The 22,568-nt window shown below is 50.2% G+C and carries 12 protein-coding genes; 6 read left to right on the top strand and 6 right to left on the bottom strand.

The genetic code is table 11. From position 1 onward, the window contains the following. Positions 1 to 201 precede the first annotated feature (201 nt). Both AC6I7T_RS11955 and galA read left to right on the top strand, forming a co-directional pair. On the top strand, positions 202 to 2,547 hold the full coding sequence (locus AC6I7T_RS11955) for an alpha-L-fucosidase (RefSeq protein WP_497793672.1): 2,346 nt from the start codon (positions 202 to 204) through the stop codon (positions 2,545 to 2,547). A gap of 224 nt (positions 2,548 to 2,771) precedes the next feature. Then, positions 2,772 to 5,318 carry a beta-galactosidase GalA gene (gene galA / locus AC6I7T_RS11950; protein ID WP_497793671.1) on the top strand — a complete coding sequence of 849 codons (2,547 nt, stop codon included), beginning with the start codon at positions 2,772 to 2,774 and terminating at the stop codon, positions 5,316 to 5,318. A gap of 168 nt (positions 5,319 to 5,486) precedes the next feature. Here the strand turns inward: galA and AC6I7T_RS11945 are convergent, their stop codons facing one another. Beyond that, the gene (locus tag AC6I7T_RS11945) at positions 5,487 to 7,958 is read right to left on the bottom strand and encodes a right-handed parallel beta-helix repeat-containing protein (RefSeq protein WP_497793670.1); all 2,472 of its coding nucleotides are present in this window, start codon (positions 7,956 to 7,958) and stop codon (positions 5,487 to 5,489) included. A 755-nt stretch (positions 7,959 to 8,713) separates the two neighbouring features. On the opposite strand from AC6I7T_RS11945, the gene AC6I7T_RS11940 reads away from it, so the two are divergent. Next, positions 8,714 to 10,720 carry a beta-galactosidase gene (locus AC6I7T_RS11940; protein WP_497793668.1) on the top strand — a complete coding sequence of 669 codons (2,007 nt, stop codon included), beginning with the start codon at positions 8,714 to 8,716 and terminating at the stop codon, positions 10,718 to 10,720. A 210-nt stretch (positions 10,721 to 10,930) separates the two neighbouring features. Here AC6I7T_RS11940 and AC6I7T_RS11935 read toward each other — a convergent pair whose 3' ends face one another. Next, positions 10,931 to 12,526 carry a malectin domain-containing carbohydrate-binding protein gene (locus AC6I7T_RS11935; protein ID WP_497793667.1) on the bottom strand — a complete coding sequence of 532 codons (1,596 nt, stop codon included), beginning with the start codon at positions 12,524 to 12,526 and terminating at the stop codon, positions 10,931 to 10,933. A 573-nt stretch (positions 12,527 to 13,099) separates the two neighbouring features. On the opposite strand from AC6I7T_RS11935, the gene AC6I7T_RS11930 reads away from it, so the two are divergent. From AC6I7T_RS11930 to AC6I7T_RS11920, 3 genes are all read left to right on the top strand, one after another. Next, a complete protein-coding gene (locus AC6I7T_RS11930; protein ID WP_497793665.1) occupies positions 13,100 to 13,780 on the top strand; it encodes a sensor histidine kinase in 681 nt (226 codons plus the stop codon). 62 nt (positions 13,781 to 13,842) lie between these two features. Then, a complete protein-coding gene (locus tag AC6I7T_RS11925) occupies positions 13,843 to 14,472 on the top strand; it encodes a response regulator (protein ID WP_497793664.1) in 630 nt (209 codons plus the stop codon). Between the two features lie 305 nt (positions 14,473 to 14,777). Beyond that, a complete protein-coding gene (locus AC6I7T_RS11920) occupies positions 14,778 to 16,820 on the top strand; it encodes a beta-galactosidase (RefSeq protein ID WP_497793662.1) in 2,043 nt (680 codons plus the stop codon). A 219-nt stretch (positions 16,821 to 17,039) separates the two neighbouring features. On the opposite strand, the gene AC6I7T_RS11915 is transcribed toward AC6I7T_RS11920, so the two are convergent. The 4 genes from AC6I7T_RS11915 to AC6I7T_RS11900 form a co-directional block, all read right to left on the bottom strand. Beyond that, complete coding sequence (locus AC6I7T_RS11915) at positions 17,040 to 17,405, bottom strand: hypothetical protein (protein ID WP_497793661.1); 366 nt, start codon at positions 17,403 to 17,405, stop codon at positions 17,040 to 17,042. 467 nt (positions 17,406 to 17,872) lie between these two features. Then, positions 17,873 to 18,244: a hypothetical protein gene (locus AC6I7T_RS11910; protein WP_497793659.1), complete on the bottom strand. Its 372-nt coding sequence runs from the start codon at positions 18,242 to 18,244 to the stop codon at positions 17,873 to 17,875. Positions 18,245 to 18,505: 261 nt separating this feature from the next. Further along, a complete protein-coding gene (locus AC6I7T_RS11905; protein ID WP_497793658.1) occupies positions 18,506 to 19,531 on the bottom strand; it encodes a glycoside hydrolase family 130 protein in 1,026 nt (341 codons plus the stop codon). Beyond that, on the bottom strand, positions 19,528 to 21,831 hold the full coding sequence (locus AC6I7T_RS11900) for a glycosyltransferase family 4 protein (RefSeq protein ID WP_497793657.1): 2,304 nt from the start codon (positions 21,829 to 21,831) through the stop codon (positions 19,528 to 19,530). The genes AC6I7T_RS11905 and AC6I7T_RS11900 overlap by 4 nt, the downstream gene beginning before the upstream one ends. Between the last annotated feature and the right edge of the window lie 737 nt (positions 21,832 to 22,568).

The raw sequence follows: 22,568 nt of genomic DNA, 5'->3' as shown, positions 1-22,568 counted from the left end.
GGGCTTTTTGTCTTCCAAACATTCTCTCGCTTTTGTTAGAGCATATTTTCTTTTACTGTGTACCAGCCAAGATCGGTGAAGTGTGGTTTTTCTTGCCACAAAAACATTAGTTCTACGGTCTACATCTAAAGGGAAAATGCTCTGGCTTGCGATTGGGTCGTCACAACTTTTCACGACAATGATGTAATGGAATCCATGAAGATGATGCGTACAAGAGTCGGGCTACTACTCTCCATTGAACTATTTCTGATTTTTTTCTTGGTTCAGGGACAGGCGCAAGTGAAAGGGGATTCCTCCCCTTCCGCGTCGATTGAATATTCCACGCTGCAACACATTGCTAGCGAGGATTCCTCTGCAATCGTTGTGGAAAAAGCGGCCAAGGTTCTACCTCGTTCCAATCAGACGGAGTGGATGCGGCTGGAACGGACATTCTTTATCCACTTTGGCCCAAATACCTTCAGGGGCGTTGAGTGGGGGAATGGCCATGAAGACCCGTCCGTATTTAATCCATCGGAACTCAACGCGGATCAATGGGTTCGCGCCATTAAGGACGCCGGGGGCAAGATGGTGGTCCTGGTTTGCAAGCACCACGACGGGTTTAGCTTGTGGCCTACTCGTTATACCGACCATTCGGTTGCGGCCAGTCCGTGGAGGGCAGGGAAGGGGAACCTGGTTCGGGAGGTAGCTGATGCAGCCCGGAAATACGGGGTGGAGTTAGGCGTGTACCTTTCGCCTGCCGATCTCTATCAGTTACGAACCAATCCCACGAATCCCAACGGTTATTACGGGGATGGAAGTGAGAAGGTCAATTCGGTGATTCCCACGGATCCGGCCAGCTTTAAGACAAACCCTTCCAAGGGACGTAAGCCAATCCCCGGTTTCAAAAGCTTTGCTTATAAGGTGGACGACTACAACCGCTATTTCCTAAATCAGCTTTACGAACTGCTGACCGAGTACGGTCCGATTCGTGAAGTGTGGTTCGATGGTGCGAATCCAGACCCCAGTGTCTCTGAGACCTACGACTATGCAGCATGGTACGGCATGATTCGCCAGTTGCAGCCCCAAGCAATCATCTTTGGCAAAGGACCCGACGCACGTTGGGTTGGCAACGAAGGCGGGATTGGCCGCTCTACGGAATGGAGTGTCATTCCTCTGCCTGCATCCCCTGATGTTTTCAGATGGCCCGATATGACGGATGCAGATCTCGGTAGCCGTTCTAGGCTCATACCTGGCTCGTACCTTACGTGGTATCCAGCGGAAACCAATGTTCCCATTCTTCATGGCTGGTTCTGGGCACCCAAAAAGCCTTCGCGGAATGCCGCAGAGTTGGTTGACATCTACTACAAATCTGTCGGCCGGAACGGCAATTGGCTATTAAACCTTTCTCCGGATACACGAGGGCTGATCCCGGATAACCAGCTTGTGCATTTGAAGCTGATGGCGCAGGTTGTCAACGAAACCTTCGCCAAGAACCTTGCTGTGGGTGCCAAGCTCATCGCCGACACTTCCAATCGGGCGAACAATTCATCACTCGCTTTAGATGGAAATCTCGATACCTGGTGGGAAGCTGCTCCGGGACAAACGACGGCTACTCTGATTCTGAAAGCACCGAAAGCAGTTACTTTTGATGTCGTTTCGTTACAGGAAGCTGTGGATCATCGTGGCCAGCGAATTGAATCTTTTAGTGTTGACGTCTGGGACGGTTCGCAGTGGAAGAAAATGGATGAGCAGACGACGATAGGCCACAAACGCCTGCTGCGCTGGGATTCGCCAGTTACAAGCGACCAGGTTCGTATCCGCATCACGTCCTCTCGTCTTGAGCCCACGCTTGCGGAAGTGGGGCTTTTCAAACAAGCCGAGTTGGTTCGATCTCCTATCATCTCTGAGCGCGATAGTAGGGGTTCGGTGACGATCACTAGCGAGAAGGGCCTACCTGTTGTCTATACACTAGATGGCACAATGCCGACTCCTAATTCCGCTCCTTACCATTCGCCTATAGCGTTGCCCCGTGGCGGCACGATCCTGGCCGCTTGCCTGAGTCCGGATGGGCGGCTCGGCATGGTGACTTCGAAATACTTTGCAGGTCTAGCACCTATTGGCTGGAAAGTTGTGAATGTAGACAGTCAGGAAGCCAACAATCCTGCAGTCAATGCAATTGATGGCGATCAGAGTACAGTCTGGCAAACTCGTCTACACGCTGATTTGGCATTGCCACACGAACTCACCGTCGATATGGGAAGTACGCATCGGATTGCCGGCTTCACGTATCTTCCTCGACAAGACGGAACACACGACGGCATTGTCGAAAACTACCGCTTTGAGACTAGCGTAGATGGACAGACTTGGACTACAAATGTTAACTCAGGTCGTTTTGGAAACATTCGAAATAACCCCGAGCTTCAGGAAGTTACCTTTGCTCCAGTCAATGCCCGGTTCTTCCGTTTCACTGCATTGCAGGAACTTGGCACGAAGGGCTGGACCAGCGCGGCAGAGATTTCTGTTTTGTCTGGCGAAGAGGCCAGCGATCCGACTCCTGCAAATCGCTAGAGCAGCTTCGGCTTCGGTGTGGACCTGGAACGAATGTCTGCGTGGCCATTCCATTAAGAATGGCCACACTTCGCTGACTTTTGCTGAACTATACTTACCCCTAAAATGCGTTAGAGAAGTTCCCAAACAGTGTAGATCGAAGCCACAGAGGTATACGTGGCTTTCCGTTTGTAGTGTCGGTGCGCTTTTGCTTCAGTAACACAGTTGAATCAATTGAGGTTCTTATGCCGAAAATTTCTCGTCGTGAATTACTCGCTTCCGGGCTAGCTCTCTCCACCTCTTCGCTGGTTTCCCGTTCCGCTTGGGGGCGAACCGTGGAGTTGTTAGGAAGCGACGCTCCAATTGGTATGGCGCTGTCTGATCCAGCTCTTGCACCTCGTGAACACCTGCTCTTCGACTTCGGTTGGAAATTCTCCTTTGGTCATGGAACCGACCCATCGAAGGATTTGGGATTCGGTTTTGGTCAAAGTGATTTCTCCAAGACCGGCGACTTCAACTTTGCAAAAGCGGGCTTTGACGATTCACGATGGCGGGCAGTTAATCTCCCTCATGATTGGGCGGTGGAACTCCCGTTTGTGCATGATGATGCGGGAGTCGGAGACAGTCAGTTACGCTCACACGGCTATAAGCCGCTTGGCCGCCGGTATCCCGAGAGTAGTATCGGCTGGTATCGGCGGGAGTTTGAGGTGCCGACGAGCGATCTAGGTCGGCGCATCTGGGTTGAGTTCGACGGAGTTTTTCGCGATGCGCTCGTCTTTGTAAACGGCTGTTTCATCGGTCGAAACAACAATGGTTACATCCCCTTCCGCTTCGATCTCACCGATTTTCTCTCCTACGGCGCAAAAAACTATATTGTCCTTCGTGTCGATGCCAGTTACGGCGACGGTTGGTTTTATGAAGGAGCTGGAATCTATCGGCATGTATGGCTTACAAAGACTGATGCAATTCACCTGGGTAAGTGGGAGAGCACGGTCCGCTATACGGTCGGTCGGAACTCTGCAGATTTGGTTTTGTCGACAGTGGCTCAGAATGAGAGCGGCCATGACGTGAACGGCCAGGTGCATTGGAAAATCATGGATGCCAAAGGTTCGACCGTTGCCACAGCCGTGTCGCAAGAAGGATCTATTCCTGTTGATGGCTCCTGCACCTATAGTGCTACCACCAGGATTGAGCGCCCTGCACTCTGGTCGGTCGAGGAGCCAAATTTATATTTTGCTGTTGTGTCTATCGAAACCAATGGTATTGTGCGTGATGCGGAGCGAGTGACCTTTGGCATTCGCTCCGCCATCTTCGATGCGAACAAGGGGTTTTTCCTTAATGGCAAGCCACTGAAGATTCAAGGAACCTGCAACCATCAGGATCATGCTGGCGTAGGCGCTGCGTTGCCCGACCGACTGCAGTGGTTCCGGCTCTCCGTGCTGCGCGAGATGGGATGTAATGCTGTCCGTACTTCGCATAATATGCCGACACCGGAGTGGGTTGATGCTTGCGATCGGACGGGCATGATGATGATGTGTGAGACTCGCCAGATGAGCTCAAGCCCTGAAGGTCTGCAGCAACTCGAAGTGATGGTCAGGCGTTATCGTAACTCGCCGTCTATCATTATCTGGTCAATTGGAAATGAGGAGTCTCAGTTACAAGACCGGATGTCCGAGCAGGGAGCACGCATTGCTGCCAGCATGGTACGTTGGTGCCACAAGCTCGATCCCACGCGGGTAGTTTCTGCCGCCGTTAACTGGGATAACGAAAAGGGCGTTTCCGTGCCCGTGGATATCGTAGGCTTCAACTACTACACACGACGCTTTCCTGATGCATTTCACAAAAAGTATCCCAAGCGCCCGGTCTTCGGATCGGAAACATCGAGCGCCATTAGTACCCGCGGCGTTTACATAACCGATCGTCTGCGAAATACGGTGAACTGCTATGACGGTGACGGAGTTGGAAATGAGACGCCGGAAGTCTGGTGGCAGTTTTACGGTATGCGCGATTGGGAGGCGGGAGGCTTTGCTTGGACTGGCTTCGACTATCGTGGCGAACCCTATCCCTACAGTTGGCCTTCGATCAACTCTCAATTCGGCATTGTGGATATGTGCGGGTTCCCGAAGGATTACTTCTACTATTACAAGGCATGGTGGCGCAAAGAGCCTTCGCTCCACCTGTTTCCACACTGGAATTGGCACGGTCGAGAGGGTGACGAGATTCCGGTCTGGGCCTATTCGAACCTGGATGAGGTCGAATTGTTTGTGAATGGCAAAAGCCTTGGCAGTCAAAAAGTGCCATATCTGGGTCACGTGGAGTGGAAAGTCAGATACGAGCCCGGCCTGATCGAGGCACATGGTAAGAAAGACGGAAAGGTTGTTCTCTCAGAAAAACGTGAGACCACCGGATCCGCAGTATCCGTCCGGCTGACCGCAGATCGCACTGAACTTCATGCGGACGGCGAAGATGTAGCGGTTCTGCGCGTGGAAGCTTTCGATCATGAGGGAAGGCCGGTACCGACCGCTGACAACAAAATGAGATTCAATGTTTCTGGCCCCGGAATTCTCATTGGCGTAGGCAATGGCGATCCCAATTGCCAGGAGAGTGATAAGGAACCGAAACGGTCACTCTTCAATGGTTTGGCGCAGGTGATCATTCAAAGCACCAAGAGTCCAGGAGAAATTCAAGTCGAAGCTGTAGGAGATGGTTTGCATGCCCAGGAAGGAACACCAGCTAAGATTGTGATCACCTCGAAAAAGGTCGAGTTACGGCCTTTTGTTCCTGTGGTGTGAGGATCGTGATTCTTAGAGCATTCTCCGCAATGCTGTAAACTTTCTGGCGGTAGATCGGCAGCTTTCTTAGGAGGAAAGCTGCCGATCTTTGTGCCTTCGATCTACACTGCTGCGGGGAAATGCTTTAGCAAAAAGCTGCTCAAGCTTCAGTTGGCAATTCTGAGGAGTTCATTTCAGTGTGATTCGAAGTGTGGACTCCTGCTGAAAGCGAAGTATCGTGACAGTGGAGGGTTCTCCTGCCGGAGTATCTCTTGTTTCTTGCAGTAGGTCCTGAAGCTCCTTCACCGGCCGCCCGTTGAAAGCCAGAATGACGTCATTTACTAAGAAGCCAGCCTTTGACGCCAAGCTATCCTGAGGAACTTCCAGCAAGATAACTCCTGTTTCTCCAGGTGTGCCGGAAGCAGAAACTTCATCCAGTCCTACGATATTGCGAATCTTTGCTCCCGCCCAAGTTGCTACAGCACGGCTTCTTGTTTCTTCGGAAGGCACCACGGCCCCAATGGATTTCGGCAACTCCGGTTGTCTGGCAATGGCCTTCAGCTCTGGAGTTTGTACCCCAAACTTGTTCATGTCAAAGTTGGCGAACCCCAGTGCCAAGGCGGGAGATCCTGGTTTTACGCGGTAATCACCAGCTTCCGGTGAAACAAACTTCGCATCACCGATGAGTGAATGCGGATCCTGCAGACTTTGAGCTTGCAGCTTCGCTGACGGCAAAGTTTGCACAGCGTGCGGCTGGTGAAGCAAGTTGTAATCGAATTCTTGTCCCCATTTCCGAATTCGAACCGGATGGTATTCGGTGAACACGATGTTATGTCGGAAGATATCGTGGCTATCCAGGAACCATACATGCGGATGCAACGAATTGCTTACAAGTATGTTGTTCTCGCAGCTTCGATAGAAGCCTTCCCTGAGCTTTATGCCCCCGTTCAGGCACAAATTATTAGTGATCCGATAGTTACTCGATCCGTCGTCAAGATCAATATCCCAACCATGGTCGCAGCGCCAGCGGGAATTCGTGAGCGTTATGGGGAGAATGGTATCGAGCACGGGCAGATCCTTGTGCGGTCCAACATCGACAACAGTGTCGAGGTCGACATCCTTTAATTCCCACCAGCGGTCCCGCCCCCAGGCATTGAACGATCCGTGATCTCCAGTCTCTTTAACAGTATCGAAAATGTCGCAGTATTCGATTCGATGACCACCCCAACAGCCATCGCCAATGTTAATCCCGGCGCGAGGTACATCGTAGATCGACACATGACGTATCGTGATGGACATGGACATTGAAATCTGCACTGGAGCAGATTGCTTTTCTACTCGCCCGGTGCGATATATCAACGAGTCTTCGACAAGGCACTCAGACGGATAGTTGGTGGTAAACGGACCTGGCGTGAGGTCAAGCTCCTTCACAGAAAGTCGCTCGTCATAGCTATCCAATGGATTGCGCACGGCGGAGCGATCGCCGACGAAGCAGATACCATTGCCGCCCGCTTCGGCGATATGACAGCGTGATACGTGCAGATAGCGGTTGTATTTATTGACGAAGATCGCGTTGCCACCCATTTGATCGAAATAGCATCGGTCAATACTGCAATGCTCTGTTCCTGTCAGGAAGACGGCCCCTCCACGGTAGATTCGCCAATCACTTCTCAACAGTGGCTCACGAATATCCATAAATGTCCGTGCACTATGTTGAAATACGAACCCCTCCACATTAATCCAGCGAACCGGCTTAGTCTGCGATCCTCGGAATTCGATCAGATGCTTCAGGTCGACAATTTCGACAATGGCCTCACGGAGATCTGTTCCCTCGGACGGATAGTAGTACAGCATATGATTTGCTTCATCCAGAAACCACTCGCCAGGCGCGTCAAGCTCTTCAAAGATCCCTTCTACGAACCGATATTCTTTGTGCATCGGAGCTGGCCGGTTATTTTGCCAGCCGCCGTCGTAGGTCAAATTATCTTGAGCATCTTTCCCTGTAATTTGAAAATGCATATCGCCCCACAAGCTGGGGTGCAGGGCATGGATGTATCCACCTTTGGGATTTGACCACTTGCGAATCCGTTCCGGACTGATTGCGTCCGGTGAGTATCCGTCCAAATAACGAGCCTGTGGATCGTAGTTGGGATACCTTGCGAGAATCTGCCGTTTCCCATTAATAAAGAGTTGGTCGGTTTTAGTTCCCTCCGGAACTTTCGTACGCATGATTCCCCTTCGATACTCGCACCACTGCGGACTTAGGCGTTTGCCCCCGCTCAGGACTACGTGTTCTCCCGGATATGCGGCGTACAGGACCGGCGCTTCCTGTTCGCCCGAATCCTCATGGGTGAAGACAGCGGTCTGGCTGAGATAATAGGTGCCAGCTCGGAAATACACTGCAATTGCTCCCGTGGCGCGTTTGCGGAGAGATCTCACCGCATCTTGTGCGGCTGTAATCGAGCGAAACGGTCGATCAATTGTGCCTGGGTTTGAATCATCTCCTTGAAGACTTACATATAGGTTCATTGAAGGGGGCGTTGACCTCGCTTGAGCAAACAAGCTCGCCCACGCAGGGCGCGAGACAGTGGCCAGTGCTGCAGACGCCGATCCCAAAATAAACTTGCGGCGGCCGAGTTTTAGATCTAGGAGCTTGTTCATCCCAGGGGCCTCAATCGGTATTGGGAATAAAGCCTGCTGCTAACCATCGTGTTTATCCTTCATCTTGTACCTGTTAAAGACACATTTTCGAAATCGAATTGATCTATGTATCGCAAGGGAGCGTTTGGCAATTGCAATCGCGAGTAGTCTCTCTTTGCGGAATACCATGATACCCGTCAGTCATCGTTTACTTAAAGAGAAAAAGGTAGGTCTTGCTCTGTAGGCTTGTCAAGGAAATTGCTTTCCAAAATGCCGGTGCTGTCGAACGGACAACGTTTGTTCATTAAAATCGCTTATCTATAGAAGATCTACCCTAAAGCAAAAAGCTGAACTTTAAGGTAAGACTGGTAATCACATAAAAGACGCAATTATTACTACTTTTGGCAGTGTCGCGAAATTTCTTTATTGTGTAACCTCGACGTCATTCGAGAAGTCTTTCCAGGAGAGATAAAAGGTGTCACTCTTTCGAGCGAGACCTAGATGCTTCCGGGATGAGTTATGTAATTGAAAGTTCACCTAGAGTTGGCCCAGCTGCAGTTGCCGAATATGTTGAGCTTGCCCCGGGCTCAAGTATGCTGGCCTTTCGCTTGAGCCCCTTTTTTAAGCATTGGCAAAATAGCAGGATATCTGCAGGCACAGTACTCAGGTTTAAGCGATATCGCTTTAGGAAAAGAGGAAATTCGGTGAGAAGAGATCATAATCTACCCTCTATAAGAAGATTTGTGATTGCTCTATTAGCAGGATGCCTTTGCACCATGATCACCGTTCAGATGCTTTGTGCGCAAAGTGCTTCCAGCCATCCCGAGTGGCCGGGCAAGGGGATTCTCTATGTTGGTACCTGCTATCAACCGGTCGATCGATCGCCAGAAGAGATAAAGAGGGATATTGCGCTGATGAAAGATGCAGGTTTTGCCCTTGTGCGCATGGGCGATCTTTCCTGGGATTCGTTCGAGCCTTCGGAAGGAGTATTCAATTTTGTCTGGTTTGACAGCATTATGGATCAAATGCATAGCGCAGGAATCCATGTCATTCTCGACATAAGTGGATTACCTGCACCCACCTGGCTTCATCATAAGTACCCATCCGTAGATATTGTGAACCAATATGGTAGCAGGCGTTATGCCGCGATGAGATATATGGAGAATATTAGTGATCCCGATTACCGAAGGCTGGTGATCCGGTTTGCTGATGCTCTCACGCGGCATTATGCAAAGCATCCAGCTCTCTTAGCTATTGGTTACGACAATGAAATTGGGGATGGATATATGTCCTACTCCGAAGCGGATCGGTTGAGGTTTATTGAGTGGCTGAAAGCTCGCTATGGCACAGTTCAGAATATGAATGAGGCATGGGCATCGCAACGATGGTCTCGGCGATTAGGATCTTTTGATGAGGTCGAATTGCCATATGCTGATGGGCCTAGCCCGCCGGAACGCTATCTGGATCTTAGACGCTATTGGTCTGACGTAACAATTGCAACTTTGGAAGATCTTGAGAAAGTTCGGGAAAAGAACGCGCCAAATATCCCTGCGGTATCGAACCTTTGGGATACGAGTCCCCGCAGAGGCTTCGACTACCTTAGCTCGTACAAGAAGTACGTCACGTTTGGAGCAGAAGGCTTCTATCCTTCGACTCCTTTGGATACGACACTTGGAGTCCTGCTTACAAAAGGCGATCTCGAAACTCCAATGTGGTTCAACGAATTTGTCACTGGCGGTAGCAAAGAGTATGGGGGGCCGAAGGGGATCATAAGAATGTGGGCCTATCTCGGACTCATCGATTATGGGCAGACATTCCTGGCTTGGACATTTAACACTCATCGCGGCGGTGAGGAACAAGCGTTATTCGGGCTTATGGATCACGATGGAACGCCCTCATGGAAGTACTATGAGTTCAAGCAAATTGCAAAGGAGTTTTCTCAGCTTCAACATCTCGGGTTTCCTCGGTACCATAAACCTGACGTTGCGATTGCTTACTCGTTCGATAGCCTGATTGCGTCGCATCCTCCAGAGGCCAACAGCGTACGCACTTATTTCAGCACACCGTATCATGAACAGGTCGACAACGCTCTTGAGCCCTTCTTTAACGATAATATCGACGTTGCTCTCATCAACATCGCTCACGATCCCATCAAATACAAGTTGCTGGTTGTACCGGCTGACTATGTGATGGACGAGGCCAGTGCAACTGCAATTCGTCATTATGTAGAAGAAGGCGGTACGGTATTGATGACTGCATTCTCTGCCAAAGTAGACGAGCACAATCAATGGTTTAATACACCGCTTCCGGGAAGGCTCAGCGATGTATTTGGAATTCGAACCTCGCAGTTCTATATCGCTGATAAGGTACCGGAGTTCCAGTTTGAAGGTAAGACTGTAAAGGGCAGTCTTGGTTTTTACGAGGTCTTGGAACCTCGTACGGCCCAAACGCTCGCTTCTTTTAGCAACCTTAGGGAGAAATTTCCTGCTATCACGATCAACAAGTACGGCAAGGGAAATGCCCTTTATCTGGCAACTCCGGCGCAACCATCGTTTATTGGTGCGATTGTCCGAAGTCTCTATGCGCAGCTTGGAATACAGCCCGGGCCAAAGACTCCGGAGGGTGTATATGCCCGTGTGGTTGATCGGCGCACACTTTACGTTAATACGACTGGAGATGAGAAAGATATACCGCTAGATACAACGGTACGAGGTGTACTCACAGGCAAGTCGTATGAGGGTGCGCTCCACCTTGGTCCATATCAAGTTGATCTGGTGCAATAAACCTGTTGCGGTCGATAGTGATTGAAACTATTGAGGTTCCGTATTACTGGACGAGTGGCCAGCTTTTCCGGTGATTCGGCGAGGGGGAGGGATTTCTCTCCCCTCCTATTGGAAGCCAGAAGATTTTCTATCTCTTATTCCATACTGAATAAGAAGTAAATAGTGTTGCTTGAGTTTATGAAGATAAAAGCGGAGGCGACAAAATCTATATCACTCTGACTCGTCAATGACCTCAATTGCAGATACGGTGGCATTATTTATGACCGGTTCAAAGGTTAAATTGAGCTTTCCCTGTGGGGAGGGTTTCAAATGGGAGAAGGTCTTGGTCAAAGGATGTAGGCTGCCGGCTTCTTTGAAGATATTGAAGTCGTCGAGCAGCGTCGAGCCATTGCACAAGACACGAAAAGCTCGACTTTTCGTCCCTCCGAAACCGCTGGCCTGCGGGGTGAAATATAACTCGGCGAAGTGAAGGACGAGAGTGTAGCGGTCGCGTGTATCTACAGGAATCGCATAGGTGAAGTGACCGTAGCGCTCGTGAGAATAGAGATTCGGGTCTGCTGTGCCGCTGACCTGCTGAGGCAGATCGGAAAGTCTCCCGTTCTGGGCATAGTTGTCCGGGCGCCATAAATTTCCGTTGTGGTCAGTAACGGCAGCCTGTTGCATCACCAGACGAATAGGTTGAAGCCGGTGAGGTAACCCCGGCAAGATCTCAATTGCATTCACTGATGCTGCGGCACGATCGGCTGAAAAGGTCAGATGCAGATAGCCATCTTTATCTGGATAGATGTCCTTGAAGACACGTTCGTCTGCAACGTTGATTCCCTGAGCGTCGGAACTGATTTCAAATCCGTCCAGGAGCATTTGGCCGTTGACTTTTATATGGAAGGTTGCTTCGCGAACGCTCTCCCACTGCGAAGCAACAAAGTATAGATGCAATTCGTACGGACCAGGCGCAAGAGGGATGTCGTAGGTGAAGTCGGTCGTTCTCCAATGCTCGAACAGCATCGGATCACTAGTACGTGTTACTGGACCATCGGTACGGCGAAAGGCGGCGCCCCCATGAAAATACCGATCAGCTTCCCAATATTCGCCGGCGCTGTCGATCTTGGGAGTCCCATCGTATCCAGCAAGTAACCGTAGCGGAATCCGAGCAGGGCTGGCCTGTGAAGATGAGATGGGGTTCAACGGAACTGTAGTGCTGCTGCTGGGGCGATTGCTTGATTTATTCAGAGAAAAGAATCGGATTGTGCTGAGGGCTATAATGACCAGCGCCGTGATCGCTCCGGCCAACAGGACGCGTCTCCATGGATTGCGTGCCGTCAGGTGTGTTGGCGGGTTCGCTTCCGTTGTTGTCAAGCCTTGATTAACTTCTTCGTTTTCACGTGCTTCCGCTGACAGGATTTCCAGTTCCTTAGCGTCAGGTTGGGAGATGGATGGCACAGAGGTGTCTCGAACTGAAGAAGTGCGAAGTATGAATGATGGAACATAGCTTCCCGCTGGAAGGGATATCAGAATATCGTGCTCTTTGCCATCTGTTTCGTAGTACTCTTTCAGCCTTTTTCTCAGTCGATATGCTTCGACGCGGGCAATGGAATCTCTGGAGGCATCAAATGAAGTTTTGGATCGGCCAAAAACCTCGATCGCGATGTTGTACTCGGTGATCTCCCCAATTCTGCCCTGAGCGTATTTGTCCGCAATATACTCCAGCAGTTTTGCAAGCCGTGGAGTGCGCGCCAAAGCCGCCAAGACAATTTTCAGTTCCGCACGTTCTGAATCCCCCAAACATGAAGCGGAGAACTGCACCATAGATCAACTCCAGATAGATGAATTCATATTACGGATACGTGTCTGTCCTTGACAACTACGGTTAAACGTCCTGGGTCTCGACGTTAAATCTATGTTTAATTTGCTGAAAACAAAGCATATTAAACATTAAAGCTTGACTTCAACAATTTCGTACATCATTAACGATTCTTCTGTGCCTTCATGCGCCCGTATAGTCTGCCTTCGCTTGTTTTTCACTTTGCGTTTGGGGTGAAAACCTTCTACATGGTTTTCCCCCACTGCACGATGAGAAGGACACTGGGATGCCACGTGGTCAATTGGAGCAGTAGGGGTTTGAGGAGAAATGCCGGGATCTGGTTCAACGGGAATGTGGAAGCAACTGGATCTCCTATCGCGAAGAACCAGCGTTACTGTGTCCTGCCCAAATTCAGGGATGGGCAGGCCTTCTTAACGGAAAACCTGCGCAAGGATTTATGGCTCGGAATACCTCTACGCTGGTTTTGCTCTAGTTGGAGAACATCGCTGCCTGGCACCTGCGCGGATCCGAGCAGACCTCATCCGTTTGAATAATCTGGCTTGAAATTGGAGGCGACCTTGTCTGGAACAATTTGGAGCAGTACCGTAAGCCTACCCACGGAATCTATATGCAGTAATTGTCCTGGATTGCTTGCCGAACGAATGCGTATCGGTCGCGAGATCCATGACACGCTTATGCAAGGATGTGCAGGTGTCTCGGCATTGTTGTACACGGCCTTAGGTGAGGATGCTGGAGATGAACACTCCCGTCTCCACCTCATTCAGGCGGCTGCAGCACAAATTCAGGCCACAGTCGATGAGGCACGTGAGGCAATCACTAATCTTCATCATAATTCAGAGATGTACACCGATATCGTTGCGTCTCTGAGAAACCTAGCGAGACGCGTCGAAAGACAACACGGCATCGAGGCCTTTTTCGGCGTTACAGGGGTTCCCTTCAACCTCGATCAGCAACTTGTCTATACCTTGGCAATGGCTACGCGAGAAGCCGTCTTTAATGCTGTACTTCATGCAAACACGCAGCGCATTCAAGTTTCTCTCGCCTTTGACTCCCGAACTGTAACCGTCACCATCTCCGATGATGGGAAAGGTTTTGATCCAAACCTTGTCGTCCCAGAAGAGCATTACGGCTTTCAGAATATACGGGAAAGAATGACATCGGTGGGTGGCCAAATGAGCATTAAGAGCTCGTTTGGTCGAGGTACTACTGTCAAGTTGCAGGTGCCGGTATCGTGCTGAACCAGGATCCGGAGGACTTATCCTCTTTGTATTGCCGGAACAGGAAGGAAGAATCGAACTAAATGCCTACAACAATTCTTATCGTCGATGATCATTCCCTCATTAGGGCCGGCGTTGCAGCCGTTATTTCAACGGCCCGCGAAATGAAGGTTGTTGGCCTTGCACGAAATGGAGAAGAGGCTCTCAAACTCTTTGATCGTTATCTTCCCGATATCACGTTGCTCGATCTGAATTTGCCTGGCCTGAGTGGCCTGGAGACTCTGAAAAGAATCCGAGAGCATGACAAAAATGCGCGTGTCATCATTCTTAGTATCTACGAAGGGAATGAAGATATACATCAGGCAATGGAAGCCGGTGCGAGAGGATACGTTGCGAAGGGATGTCCGCCTGAAATACTCCTGGCCGCTATACGTACAGTTCATTCCGGCAGCAGGTATCTGTCTCCGTCTATTTCGGAATCTCTCGCGGCTAGAACAAGAGATCGCTGTTTAAGTCCCAGGGAGCGAAGTGTCTTACAGCTAATCGGTGAGGGAAAGTCAAATAGAAGCATTGCGGAAACGCTAGGGCTTCGCGAGTCCACGGTGAAATGTCATATTAGTGTCATCCTTACTCGTCTAGATGCTGCGGATCGAACTCAGGCAGTGGTGATTGGCCTTCAGCGAGGCTTCATCCATTTGGACAAACCTTCCTAGAGAGGTCATCCCTTTCTTTTCCGTATTAGGCAAAGGTTAAATCACTCTAAGATTACGCATATTATTGCATATTGGCTCTAGCTCTTTGCCTGAATTAACCGCAAATGTAATAAGCTATCTCCGACCAATCCCGCAGCGGAGATGCGCACTCTGATTCCAAAGCCTACTAAAGGAGTTGCCGATATTTATCTGGCTAATGCAGCCCGGGTTAGCCGAAGTCTGAGTTTTATCTCTTCTTTAAATAAAGGAACTACATGAAAGAAAGAAGCGGAGTAATGTGCTATCAAACAAAGTGGAGCACTTCGTTGAGAAAGTTTGTGCTTAGTTTAGCCTTTGTGGCGACTGGGAGTATCGTTTCCATTGCTCAGAATGCCGTTGTACATCCCAATTGGCCAGGGCCTGGAGAGCTCTTCGTGGGGACGTGTTATCAGCCCGTTGATCGGTCATCCGAGCAGATCGATCACGATGTAGCCATCATGAAGCACGCAGGTTTCAATGTCGTGCGTATGGGAGACTTATCCTGGGATTCATTCGAACCCTCACAAGGTAAATTCGAATTTGAATGGTTCGATAAAATCATGGATAAGATGCAGGCCAATGGGATTAGGGTAATCCTGGATATTCCTGGTTCGCCAGCGCCAATTTGGATGCATCGCAAATATCCCGGGATCGATCTGATCGCCCAGAACGGCACGCGCCTTCCTCCTGCGGAACGTTATATGGATAACATTAGCGATCCTGATTATGTGCGTGAAGTGGGAATCCTAGCCGACGCGCTGACGAAACGTTATGCTACTCATCCGGCAGTCATTGCAATTGGATATGACAATGAGATCGGAAACGGTTTTATGTCGTATTCGGAGGCCGACAGACAGCGATTTATCGTTTGGCTCAAGGAGAAGTATCGAACAATCGAAGAGTTAAACAAGGTCTGGGCGACGCAGCGATGGTCGCGCCGCCTGAATAGTTTCGAGGACGTCGATTTGCCGCTAGCAGACGGACCTGGACCTTCCGAGCGGTATCTGGATCTCCACCGCTATTGGTCCGATGTTTCCGTAGCACGGCTGAGGGAACTCGATGCTATTCGTCGCCGTAATATGCCGAGTCTTCCATCTATTTCAAATCTTTGGGATTACGCGCCGAGAAGAGGTTTTGATTATCTCAGTACGTACAAGTCCTATGTTTCTTATGGCGCTGAAGGTTTCTATCCGGGGGACCCAATCAGCGGCGCGTTTGGCGCTTTGATGACAAAGGGAGATCTGCAAACTCCCATCTGGTTTAATGAATTCACCGCCGGTGGTGGTGGTTACTACGGAACACCGGGTCGAAGCCGCATGTACGCCTATCTGGGACTAATGATGGGTGCACAAGGAATCCTTGCATGGACATTCAATAGTCATATTGGAGGAGAGGAGCAGGCACTCTTTGGGCTGGTTAATCACGACGGTACGCCTTCGTGGAAGGTCGACGAGTTTGGTCGTATTGCTTCGGAATTCAAACAGCTTACCAAATTCGGATTTCCCCGATATCTGCATCCTGAAGTGGCGATTGCGTATTCCTTCGATTCGTCTATCGATTCGCGGCCGAACGGTCCGTCCAATACGACGCTCCAGTATTTCAATCCTTCGTATTCCGAGCAGGTGCAAGGAGCATTTGAGCCTCTCTTCCGAGCAAACATCGACACCGCGATCATCAACATTGGGCATGACAGGCTTTCTCCCTACAAACTCGTTGTTGTACCAGCAGACTACGTGATGGATGAGGCTAGTGCACAGGCGCTCCGCGAATATGTAAATGGTGGCGGCAATGTTTTGATGACAGCTTTTTCCGCCAAAGTCGACGAGCACGGAAAATGGTTTGAGATACCTTTGCCGGGCCGCTTGAGCGATGTGTTTGGGCTGAAAACGAATGCTTTCTATAAAGTTGCTTCTGAACTTAAGTTTGAATTGGATGGCAATTCGGTCAATAGTGGAGTGCACCAGTATGAGGTGCTTGAGCCTTCATCAGCGGTCGTACTATCGCGATTCACGAACACCGAAGATCATTCTCCGGTTGTCACAATTAATAAGTTCGGAAAAGGTAATGCGATCTATCTGGCAACTGAATCGAAGCCTTCCGTGATGGGACCTATTCTGGATCATGTCTACAAGATTGCGGGTATTCAACTGGGACCGCAGAGCCCTGATGGAGTCTACGCCAGAATTGTCGATGGCCGAACACTCTATGTGAACACGACACAGCAAGAGCAAAAGATTCCAGTCAGGGGCAACAGGAAAGGGATCATTAGCAATCGCGTGTATGAGGGGACTATGGTTCTTGGTCCTCAGGAGGCAGAACTGATTCCGTGATCGACTGGGCCGCGACTGACATCTCGCAATGTCGCTCGCGGCTCCATTCGTCTAATATGCAATTCCGTCGGCAAAATGTGTTACTACACAGGAATAGAGCCTTAAAGCATTTCCCGAAATACTGTGAACTTTCCAAGCAAGGTGAAGAGCGGCTTTCTTTGGCGAAATAGTAAGGCTTTACATATGCCGATCAGTTAATCGCGGCCCTGATCAGGCATTTTATTTCATACGCTTGGCGACGAACTTTTCGGTAGCGAAGTCACCGACTTTGCGAGTGAACCTAATCTCATCGCCCTCGATCTTTCCGTTGTAAACGATAGTGAGTTGATTTCCACCCATATCCAGGTTCTCGACAAATTTGATATTGTCCCCATCGATCGTGCCGTCCTGGAGTTCGACTTCGCCGCGATCCGTAATAGCCTTTCCAGTGAGCTTAGTTCCGTCCACATGAATGTCATAAGTGTATTTCTGTTTGCCCATCGGGGTATCGATCTCTGTTGTCCACTTGCCATTCCAATTGGCGGCAAAGGCGCTTGCACAAAGCAGAACACAAGACACAGCAACCATCCAGATCTTCTTCAGCATAGAAATATTCTCCATAGGGCGGGCAATAGCCCGGCAGTTCATGTTAGGCCAGAGACCAGTAAAAGATGGTAACGAAATGTAACTCTTTGTCACTAAACCTGAGTGACGATTCTCTCTGTTGAGTCTTGGGCTAAGGAAAGTTCGGTTTCAGCTCTCCCCTCGGTGAACTCATGGTTTTGTGTTTTGTACAACGATGACCGGATCGTTCTTCTCCCATCCGTCACCGAGAGCTTTATACAGAGCAATCAAGTCGGTCTGCATTGTTGCCCGGATTTGTATGAGAGAGTCCTATGCTTTCTTCGGGGATTGTCGCTCCGCTGTTGTGAATTCAACCTCAGCTGGGTATGAAATTTCTGTCTTGCAGATGTTGAGCCATGAATAGGATGCGAAGGTGCTGAAGCTCAACTCCGTCGAGGATGGGAAGGAGCCAGCGATTTCGAAAGAGCTTACAGCCTGGGAGTTTAGCCCTATTCGCTAAATGGGACCCCAAACGCCAGCAGCGCTGTTTTCGGCGGACGATGTTGAGTTCCAATCAGATTTGGAGTTTTGCCCATGGCTTTCCAAATACGAAACGCGACGTCATTCATATAGAGCAGCCGTACCTGATCCCGGTGTTCTCCGCGTTGACTATAGATGCTAATGGTAGTTAGTAGCCGTGTTTGTCCAGACTCTATCAGGTATGGTCCCATACTTACAGAGGGAGCATTCTGGATATCCTGCACTTCTTCCGCGCTCTGCGTGATGACCCCATAATTCAATGGTTTTTCAAAACACTGCTCCCTTAGGTTGAACAATAAATCATTTGAAGTATGACTGGCTGGATATTGCGGGTTGGTCATGATTTTCCTTTACTTTCGATGTGGTGGCATCCAGATACATTGCTATCTGGTGGCTAGGGCGTATTTTCCTTTGCATACCAGTAATACTTGGCGCCAGCAATTGACACATCGAATTAGAGACAGTGCAAGCAACCTCAGAAAGCCGATTGAGGGAATGCGCATCGGCTTTCTGAAATTCAATGGATGTACAAAGTGGGTTACTTTCGGCGTATCCAGCGTATTTGTGGAATGCTGCTGCGCCAGTGTTGATCCATGATCGTATTAAAGATCACTTGTAGCTTCCGATTTGGAGTGCAGATCCAACCACGAAAGAAGAGCGCGAATACTTCCGGTCGCCAAGGCTATGCATGAGTCCGCTGCACCATAGTAAAGATGAATGGTGTCCCCATCCGGGCCGATGGTTTGCCCGCAGGGAAACACTACATCCCGAACGTCCCCATTTCGCTCATAAGGAGCTTCGGGACCGAATATCCAGGAATCTCCTCGTTGCAGACAGACGTCAGGTTGATTGATGTCGAACAGCGCTAGTCCCAGGCGATAGATGTTGCCAGACGCAGTCTGCCTCACGCCGTGATAGAGCACTAACCAGCCTTTTGCTGTTTCAATCGGCGGTGAGCACAGGCCGATTTTGTTGGCATCCCACCATCCTCCGCGTCGCGCCTGAAGTATTATCTTGTGGCTGCCCCAATGTTTCAGATCCGGTGAGTAGGATATCCACATATGAGCGCCAAGCGTTGTCACGGGCCGGTGAATCAACGCCCAAGAACCCCCGATCTTGCGCGGCAAGAGTGCGGCATCCTTGTCTTCAGGAGGCATAATCACGCCATATCGCTCGAAGCTTCTGAAGTCACTGGTCAGAGCGAGTGAAACGCCAGGGCCACCCCGAGCGAAAGATGTATAAGCGACCGCATATTGCTGCAACTCGGGAATATATGTAATTCTTGGGTCTTCGATGCCCCATATCTCCTCCGGATACTCTCGAGGACTGGGCATCAACGTTGGCTGCGGGTCGATTCGCCACCCATCAATTCCATTTGCAGAACGAGCAGCGCAAAGATGGGATAATCCTCGTCGGTCTTCTACGCGGCAAAGCAGAAGAGTATCTCCATCAGGCAATTGTGTTGCACCTGCATTGAAGACGCTGTTCACCGGATACGGCCAGTCTTTCCGGCTGAGAATTGGATTGTTCGAATAGCGCGTGAATAGAGAATCGCCAGACAGTTGTGCGCTTTGCTGCTCCAGGGTAAAAGGTTCTGGCGATGTTGCTGGCAATCTGATTGAATTCAAAGGGACACACTCATTTCCGGGTCGATGTTTTTTGTGGTAGACAGTTCTACGTTTCGCATTTCGAGCAATGCCATCAGGAAGGAAAGCGTTGATTCAGCTCCTTGATTTTCATTGACACGATCGGGGTGAAGGCCGTCTCGGCAGCCACCGGTGGTTTCGTCATAAAGCGGGGTCTGAAGATCGTTTTCGCCCAGGAACCAGCGGAACGCACACCATGCTTCCTCGAGCCAATGTTTTTCTCTGGTGAGACGAAATGCCTGCAAGCAAGCGGAGATCATTCCACAAGCCTCGACCGGTTGTTGGTCGAAACGGGCTTTTTCGCCACCCTGGGTGAAAAAGCCTCTGGAGCCTATCGGAACAAACAGATCTTCTTCCCGTTGATGCTGAATGCCTGCAAGCCAAGAAAGGGATTCGCATCCTATTTCGATCATCCTCTGGTTGTGACTGTGCCAACCGGCGACCAGAAGCGCCTGCGACAACCTGGCATTCGAGTAGGCAAGACTCTTCTCAAACCAACGCCATGTTTCGGAATGACTACTTTCATAGAGATCCAGTAACCGGTTCGCGAGCAGATTACGCGTGCCCTGGATGACCCTGTCCCCAGGAAACCAGTCCAGATATGCTTGCATTCCCAGAACAGAGAACGCCCAGGCACGCGGACTGGAAAATGTCAGTGTTGCTGGAACTGCAGCCTCGAAGAGCCTGCCCGCCGCACCTCTTAAACCGGCATCTTCCGAATGGCCGAGTACTGTCCCCAATGCCCATAGTGCGCGCCCGTGGCTGTCTTCCGAACCAATTTCTTCCTGCCATTTACGGTTGTAGCTGAGAAAGTTCCTGAATCTGCCTGCCTTTTCGCAAAAGGCAAACCAGAGAAATGCCAGATAACGATGCGATAACGCGGTATCTTCGTGGCGTTGAGGAAGAGAAGTTTGATTCAGTAGCATTGTCACTATGAGGGCACGGGCATTGTCGTCGGTCGTGTATCCCTCAAGGCAATTGGGCAAAGAGAAGATGGCATGCTGCAACATGCCCGTGTCATCGGTCATGCTCAATAAGTGCGACGTATTGAGTACGGGGATTCTATCCGTTGCTTTGTGGGCGAAGATGTCCTGTAGTGCGGCCCGTGGACGCAACATCCGTTCAACGCGAGCACGCTGGAAACTTGCCATATATGCCTGCACTGTCTTCTGCCACGTAGTGCCTCGTGAGTGAAGATAGGCGCGCTTTCGCATTGCATGCCGCTCGGCATCATTATCCAGTAGCTTGATCGTCGCTTCGGAGATGGAATCAGGATCATTAAATGGAACGATTACTCCGCGCTCCTGTGCAAGCAGTTCTTTGGCATGCCAGTACGGTGTAGAAATGATAGCCTTTCCCGCTCCGAGTGCAATTGCGAGCGTTCCGGAGACTACTTGGGCTTCCTGGCGATAAGGAGTGACGTAAATGTCCGCAGCGCCGACCTGTGCGATCATTTCCTCGTTGCTTACGAAACGATTATTGAAAATTATGTGTGAGGAAATGCCGCATTCTTCTGCCAGCCTCTGTAACTCTTCTCTGTATCGCTCTCCCTCGCGTCGTCTGATGTGCGGATGCGTTGCTCCGGAGACGATGTACACAAGATTAGGGTGCTTTGCCAGAATTGCCGGCAAAGCGCGAATCACATTTTCGATCCCTTTATTCGGAGACAGGAGGCCGAATGTGAGCAGTACGGATTTCCCCTGGGCGCCAAATATATCCTTGTAGTAATTGGGGTCTATGAAGGGAAGATCCGGTACTCCATGCGGAATGACGTCGATTTTTTCATCGGCCACGCCATATACATCCCGCAGAAGACATGCTGCGTGTTCGCTCATAACAATCAAACGGTCCGACAGCTGACCGATCTCGTCGAGCACAGCCCGCTGATTTGAGTCCGGCTCACGCAAGACGGTATGAAGCGTTGTCACCAGTGGCATCTTCAATTTCCGAAGCAACGTCAATATATAGCTGCCTGCATTTCCTCCAAAGATGCCGTACTCGTGCTGCATACAAACCAGGTCATTCCCATTGAAATTGAGAAATTCAGCAGCGCGTTCATAGGAAGAACAATCTTCCTGTTCAATCTCAATTCGCACCTGCTCGGGATACTGATAGCTGGATTCCGGATCGTTCACCGGAATTGCAAAGAGGCGTCCGTTGCCAAATTCGGCTGCCATCGCAGTGCACAGGTCTGTTGTGAACGTAGCAATGCCACATTGTCTCGGCAGATAATTGCCGATAAAGGCAATGCGGGTGGGTATAGGTAACGAATGAGCACCCATTGAGGAGTTCCTAGCTCTTTCTTCGCTATAAAGCGATTCGGGGAAGGACATAATTTCCTGCTTTCAAGCGCGTCGGATGCGCAGCATATCGAGAAAGATCGAGGGAAGTAAGGCATATATCCAACCAACCGTTCGTAATTATGAATGGTTAAGCTTATCGCGGTGCAAGCTGTCGGATTGCGATCTTGTCAATCGGACGGAGATGAGCTTGTTCTTGAATTTGTCGGGTACGAAGTGTGGTCTTAGCAACCCGAAAGCCCGGATACTTAGACACCTTTATCGACTCCAACTCAGCAGCATTGAACCCGCACTTTATCTGACCCAACGCGCGAGCAATTGCTTTTGTGATGGCTGAGGCTTCCGTAAGACCGGCACTGCGACAGGAATAAGCATCATCCAACCATATGAAATGCCAGCCCATATTTCAGACCTTCACATCGAGAGCTGTGGGGATTTGGTCTGAACGGAAGCGTGGTTTTGGGTCGGCGGGCAGAAAGATATCTCTTCACGTCGGCTTTCTGATTGAAGCTCATGGTCGCTCCGGTGTTCCTGTTGCGTGCTTAAAAGGTGTTCGTCTGGGAGCGGAGCATAGAGCGCTGAAGGCGAGGAGAAAGTATCCAAACTACCTCTTTAAGCATACGCTTAATCGCGACGCGCACACTTCGAGATAGCGAATAAAGAGCTGCTGTTCTGCAATTGAGAACTCAACTCCTTCGCAAGCTCCATAGGCTGTTCTA

It is taken from the genome of Humiphilus diazotrophicus, from assembly GCF_059726315.1.
This window is presented reverse-complemented; position numbering and strand designations above follow the sequence as displayed.

Excerpts from the sequence above, each read along its gene's own strand:
- AC6I7T_RS11955 (WP_497793672.1), top strand. The coding sequence starts at position 202 with ATGATGCGTACAAGAGTCGGGCTACTACTCTCCATTGAACTATTTCTG.
- galA (WP_497793671.1), top strand. The coding sequence starts at position 2,772 with ATGCCGAAAATTTCTCGTCGTGAATTACTCGCTTCCGGGCTAGCTCTC.
- AC6I7T_RS11945 (WP_497793670.1), bottom strand. The coding sequence starts at position 7,958 with ATGAACAAGCTCCTAGATCTAAAACTCGGCCGCCGCAAGTTTATTTTG.
- AC6I7T_RS11940 (WP_497793668.1), top strand. The coding sequence starts at position 8,714 with ATGATCACCGTTCAGATGCTTTGTGCGCAAAGTGCTTCCAGCCATCCC.
- AC6I7T_RS11935 (WP_497793667.1), bottom strand. The coding sequence starts at position 12,526 with ATGGTGCAGTTCTCCGCTTCATGTTTGGGGGATTCAGAACGTGCGGAA.
- AC6I7T_RS11925 (WP_497793664.1), top strand. The coding sequence starts at position 13,843 with ATGCCTACAACAATTCTTATCGTCGATGATCATTCCCTCATTAGGGCC.
- AC6I7T_RS11915 (WP_497793661.1), bottom strand. The coding sequence starts at position 17,405 with ATGCTGAAGAAGATCTGGATGGTTGCTGTGTCTTGTGTTCTGCTTTGT.
- AC6I7T_RS11910 (WP_497793659.1), bottom strand. The coding sequence starts at position 18,244 with ATGACCAACCCGCAATATCCAGCCAGTCATACTTCAAATGATTTATTG.
- AC6I7T_RS11900 (WP_497793657.1), bottom strand. The coding sequence starts at position 21,831 with ATGGGTGCTCATTCGTTACCTATACCCACCCGCATTGCCTTTATCGGC.